The sequence below is a fragment of the Actinomycetospora sp. genome (genome assembly GCF_055612215.1).
This window is the reverse complement of record NZ_JBVPVA010000030.1, coordinates 1-4,872: the sequence shown is the minus strand read 5'-3', so window position 1 is coordinate 4,872 and position 4,872 is coordinate 1. Positions and strand designations below refer to the sequence as shown.

Genomic DNA, 4,872 nt, shown 5'->3' with positions numbered 1-4,872 from the left:
GCACGGTCGGATCAAGCCTGCGGCCGGCGCGCCTCGACCTCTCGCACCACGTGTGACGTCATGGCCGCAGGAGAGGTCGTTGTAGGCCTGCGACCTGCGTGGGCGCGGCAGGATTCGAACCTGCGACCGACGGCTTGTAAGGCCGGTGCTCTTCCGCTGAGCTACGCGCCCGGAGTGTGCGTGCCTATCGGCGGGGTCCCGGGCCAGGACAGCACGCCGACAGGGCACACACGAGGCCGTCAGGCCGAGGCCTTCAGCTCCTCGATGGCGTCGCGCCAGCCCTGCTGGTCGCGGGCGTCGCCGGGGCCGTTGTACTCCGAGAAGCGCACGACGCCGTCCTTGTCGACGAGCACCGTCCCGCGGAACGCGAAGCCGAGGTCGGCGGAGAACACCCCGTAGCTCGCCGAGACCGCGCCGTGCGGCCAGAAGTCCGAGAGCAGCGGGAAGTCGTAGCCCTCCTGCTGCGCCCAGACCTTGAGCGACCACGTGGTGTCGCAGGAGATGCCGAGGATCTGGACGTCGTCGTTCTGGAACGCCCCGATGTCGTCGCGCGCCGAGCACAGTTCCGCGGTGCAGATGCCGGAGAAGGCGAACGGGAAGAACACCAGCAGCACGGCCTGCTTCCCCGCGTAGTCGGAGAGCGAGACCTCCGCGCCGTCCTGGTTCTTGAGCGTGAAGCCGGGGGCCTGCTGGCCGACCGCGACCGTCATGGGGTGCGTCTCCTTCGCTGGGGACCGTGCGGGTCGTCATTACCCTAACGACGACGGCTACCCGCTCCCGGCGTGCGTGCGTGTCCGGGCCAGGGCACGGGAACAGCACGCACCAGAGCGTCAGCTCACCGGCGCTGACGGCCCCCCTGCTTCGGCGCCACGAGCCGGGTGCCCACCCAGCCGTCGGAGATGTTGACGTTGGAGGTCTGCGAGAGGCCGGCCGTCGGCGCGGCCTCGGCGATCTCGGAGGGCTCGACGTGCCCGTCGTAACCGGTCTTGGGCGTGAGCACCCAGACCACGCCGTTCTCGTCGAGGGGCGAGCGGGCGTCCATGAGGGTGTCGACGAGATCGCCGTCGCCCTCGCGCCACCACAGCAGGACGACGTCGACGACCTCCTGGGCGTCCTCGTCGAGCAGGTCCTCACCACTGCGGTCCTCGACCGCCTCGCGGACCTCGTTGTCGACGTCGGAGTCCCACCCGACTTCCTGGACGATCATCCCCGGCTCGACCCCGAGCTTGCCGGCCACATCGCTCCGGCTGCCGTCGGTGTCCCCCGCGGCCGCGACCACGTCTCTCGTCCCTCCTCCGTGCCTGGGGCCGGCGTCCGCGTGACGCCCGCCGTCACGCACAGCGAACACTCCCGGGCGGTGGTGCGCAACCAGCCACGCGGCGGGAGCGCTCCGTGCACGTGAACGGATGTCGTCGCCCGGGCGACCGAACCCGTACACGTGCGGCGGAGCCCCTACCGACCGGTAGAGATGACGCCGGGCCCCCGGGGGACGACGATGGTCACCATCTGCGGCGACCCCGCAGGCAGAATCGGTTCCGAATCCCCCGTACGCCGCACACGCCGGGCGTCCCGGAGGACCCGACCGTCGGACCCACGCGACGAGGAGCAGCAGCAGTTGTCACCGACGAACGAGCCGAACGACTCGCACACCACCACGGACACCCCGCGGGTCCACGTCATCCGTGACGGCCTCTCCTCCCACCTGCCGGACATCGATCCGGACGAGACCGCCGAGTGGATCGAGTCGTTCGACGCGGTGCTCGACTCCGCGGGCCAGCAGCGCGCCCGCTTCCTCGTCCTGCAGCTGCTCCAGCGCGCCCGCGAACGCCGCGTCGCGGTGCCGAGCCTGTTCTCCACCGACTACGTCAACACCATCCCGACCGACCAGGAGCCGTGGTTCCCCGGCGACGAGGAGACCGAGCGCCGCTACCGCGCCTGGATCCGCTGGAACGCGGCGACGATGGTGCACCGGGCGCAGCGGCCCGGCGTCGGCGTCGGCGGGCACATCTCCACCTACGCCTCGGCCGCGAGCCTCTACGAGGTCGGCTTCAACTGGTTCTTCCGCGGCAAGGACCACCCCGGCGGCGGCGACCACGTCTACATCCAGGGCCACGCCTCCCCCGGCATCTACGCGCGTGCCTTCCTCGAGGGCCGCCTGGGCGCCGAGCACCTCGACGGGTTCCGTCAGGAGCTCTCCCACGCCGGCCCGGGCGGCGGCCTGCCGAGCTACCCCCACCCCCGGCTCATGCCCTGGTTCTGGGAGCACCCGACGGTGTCGATGGGCCTCGGACCGATCAACGCGATCTTCCAGGCGCGCTTCGACCGCTACCTGCACAACCGCGGCGTCAAGGACACCTCCCAGCAGCACACCTGGGCGTTCCTCGGCGACGGCGAGATGGACGAGCCGGAGTCGCGCGGCGCGATCCACGTGGCCGCGGCCGAGGGCCTGGACAACCTGACCTTCGTCATCAACTGCAACCTGCAGCGCCTCGACGGCCCGGTCCACGGCAACGGCAAGGTCATCCAGGAGCTCGAGTCGTTCTTCCGCGGGGCCGGGTGGAACGTCGTCAAGGTCGTCTGGGGCCGCGAGTGGGACCGGCTGCTGCACGCCGACCGCGACGGCGCGCTGATCCACCTGATGAACACCACGCCCGACGGCGACTTCCAGACCTACAAGGCCAACGACGGTGCCTACGTCCGCGAGCACTTCTTCGGGCGCGACCCGCGCACCAAGGAGCTCGTCAAGGACATGTCCGACGACGACGTGTGGAACCTCAAGCGCGGCGCCCACGACTACCGCAAGGTCTACGCCGCCTACCAGGCCGCGCTCGAGCACGAGGGGCGTCCGACGGTAATCCTCGCGAAGTCGATCAAGGGCTACACGCTGGGCCCGACGTTCGAGGGCCGCAACGCGACCCACCAGATGAAGAAGCTGACCCTGCAGGACCTCAAGACCTTCCGCGACGAGGTCCGCGTGCCGATCAGCGACGCCGAGCTCGAGCGCGACCCCTACCTGCCGCCGTACTACCACCCCGGCAAGGACGCCCCGGAGATCGAGTACATGCTCGACCGGCGCCGCCAGCTCGGCGGCGCGCTGCCCGAGCGCCGGCTGCGCAGCAAGCCGCTCGTGCTGCCCGGCGACAAGGTCTACGACGTCGTGCGGCGCGGCTCGGGCAAGCAGGAGATCGCCACGACGATGGCGTTCGTCCGGCTGGTCAAGGAGCTGACCCGCGACGCCGAGATCGGCAAGCGGGTCATCCCGATCATCCCCGACGAGGCCCGCACGTTCGGGATGGACTCGTTCTTCTCGAACCTCAAGATCTACAACCCGCTGGGCCAGCTCTACACCTCGGTCGACCACGACCAGCTGCTGGCCTACCGCGAGTCCGAGACCGGCCAGCTGCTGCACGAGGGCATCAACGAGGCCGGGTCGGTGGCCTCGTTCACCGCCGTCGGGACCTCGTACGCCACCCACGGCGAGACGATGATCCCGATCTACATCTTCTACTCGATGTTCGGCTTCCAACGCACCGGCGACGGCATCTGGGCGGCCGCCGACCAGATGGCGCGCGGGTTCCTGCTGGGCGCGACGGCGGGGCGAACGACACTCGTGGGCGAGGGCCTGCAGCACAACGACGGGCACTCGCACCTGCTCGCGGCGACCAACCCGGGCGTCGTGGCCTACGACCCGGCGTTCGCCTTCGAGATCGGCCACATCGTGCGCGACGGGCTCGAGCGGATGTACGGCGAGTCCAGCAACGGCGCGGCCGGCGAGCCCCCCGTGGAGCCGGGCCGCGACCCGAACGTCATGTACTACCTGACCGTCTACAACGAGCCCTACCGCCAGCCCGCGGAGCCCGAGGGCCTCGACGTCGACGGCCTGCTGCGGGGCCTCTACCGCTACGCCCAGGCCCCCGGTGGGCCCGGGCCGCGCGCGCAGATCCTCGCCTCGGGCGTGGCCATGCCGTGGGCGCAGAAGGCCCAGGAGATGCTCGCGAGCGAGTGGGGCGTGCAGGCCGACCTGTGGTCGGCCACGTCGTACGGGGAGCTGCGCCGCGACGGCGTCGAGTGCGAGCGGCACAACCAGGCCCACCCCGACGACGAGCCCCGCACGCCCTACGTGACCTCGGTGCTGTCCGAGGTGGCGGGCCCGGTGGTGGCGGTGTCCGACTGGATGCGGGCCGTGCCCGACCTCATCCGCACCTGGGTGCCCGGGGACTACACGACCCTGGGCACCGACGGCTTCGGGCTCTCCGACACCCGCCCCGCCACCCGGCGCCACTTCGGGGTCGACGCGGAGAACGTCGTCGTCGCGGTCCTCTCCGCGCTCGCCCGGCGCGGCGAGGTCGACCACGCCACGGTGCGCGACGCGGCGGCCCGCTACCGCATCGACGACCCGCAGGCCGCGGGCCCGCAGGAGTCGGACAGCGGCGTGGCGTGATCGGCGGGTCGGACTCGCGGACCGTGACTTCCCGGTGACTTTTCGGGACTCGGGGCTGGTCCCAGGCCCGGGGGATCCCGCTAGGCTGTCGCCGACCGCACGGTCCTCCTCGTGGCCAACGAGGCGTCCGAGCGGCTCCGGCGGTTGGAGTACATCGCTCCGGCGGCGGCTTGAAGGCCGAGGGCAGGAAGAAACCCTCGGGCGATCGGTATGAGGAGCAGGAATGGCAGAAGGCACCGTCAAGTGGTTCAACAGCGAGAAGGGCTTCGGCTTCCTCGCTCCCGACGGTGGTGGCGCTGACGTCTTCGTCCACTACTCGGCGATCCAGTCCCGCGGCTTCCGGACGCTGGACGAGGGTCAGCGCGTCTCGTTCGACGTCGAGCAGGGCCAGAAGGGCCTGCAGGCCGTTCAGGTCACGCCGCTGTAAGCAG

4 protein-coding genes and 1 tRNA gene are annotated in these 4,872 nt (G+C 70.9%); 2 read left to right on the top strand and 3 right to left on the bottom strand.

Features of this window, described 5'->3' with window-relative positions; all coding sequences use genetic code 11:
* Window positions 1–99: 99 nt before the first annotated feature.
* From AC0CYZ_RS00630 to AC0CYZ_RS00620, 3 genes are all read right to left on the bottom strand, one after another.
* Window positions 100–171 (bottom strand) — tRNA-Val (locus AC0CYZ_RS00630).
* A gap of 68 nt (window positions 172–239) precedes the next feature.
* Window positions 240–710, bottom strand: a complete 471-nt coding sequence (locus AC0CYZ_RS00625) for a peroxiredoxin (RefSeq protein WP_472211035.1) — start codon at window positions 708–710, stop codon at window positions 240–242.
* A gap of 125 nt (window positions 711–835) precedes the next feature.
* Window positions 836–1,279: a DUF3052 domain-containing protein gene (locus AC0CYZ_RS00620; RefSeq protein WP_472211032.1), complete on the bottom strand. Its 444-nt coding sequence runs from the start codon at window positions 1,277–1,279 to the stop codon at window positions 836–838.
* Between the two features lie 336 nt (window positions 1,280–1,615).
* Between AC0CYZ_RS00620 and aceE the strand changes: the two genes are divergently transcribed.
* Window positions 1,616–4,441, top strand: coding sequence for a pyruvate dehydrogenase (acetyl-transferring), homodimeric type (gene aceE / locus AC0CYZ_RS00615; RefSeq protein ID WP_472211029.1), 2,826 nt, complete (start codon window positions 1,616–1,618; stop codon window positions 4,439–4,441).
* A gap of 223 nt (window positions 4,442–4,664) precedes the next feature.
* Window positions 4,665–4,868, top strand: coding sequence for a cold-shock protein (locus AC0CYZ_RS00610; protein WP_018331418.1), 204 nt, complete (start codon window positions 4,665–4,667; stop codon window positions 4,866–4,868).
* Window positions 4,869–4,872 lie beyond the last annotated feature (4 nt).

Bases quoted from the DNA above. Each gene is read 5' to 3' on its own strand.
- AC0CYZ_RS00625 (WP_472211035.1), bottom strand. From the start codon at position 710: ATGACGGTCGCGGTCGGCCAGCAGGCCCCCGGCTTCACGCTCAAGAAC.
- AC0CYZ_RS00610 (WP_018331418.1), top strand. From the start codon at position 4,665: ATGGCAGAAGGCACCGTCAAGTGGTTCAACAGCGAGAAGGGCTTCGGC.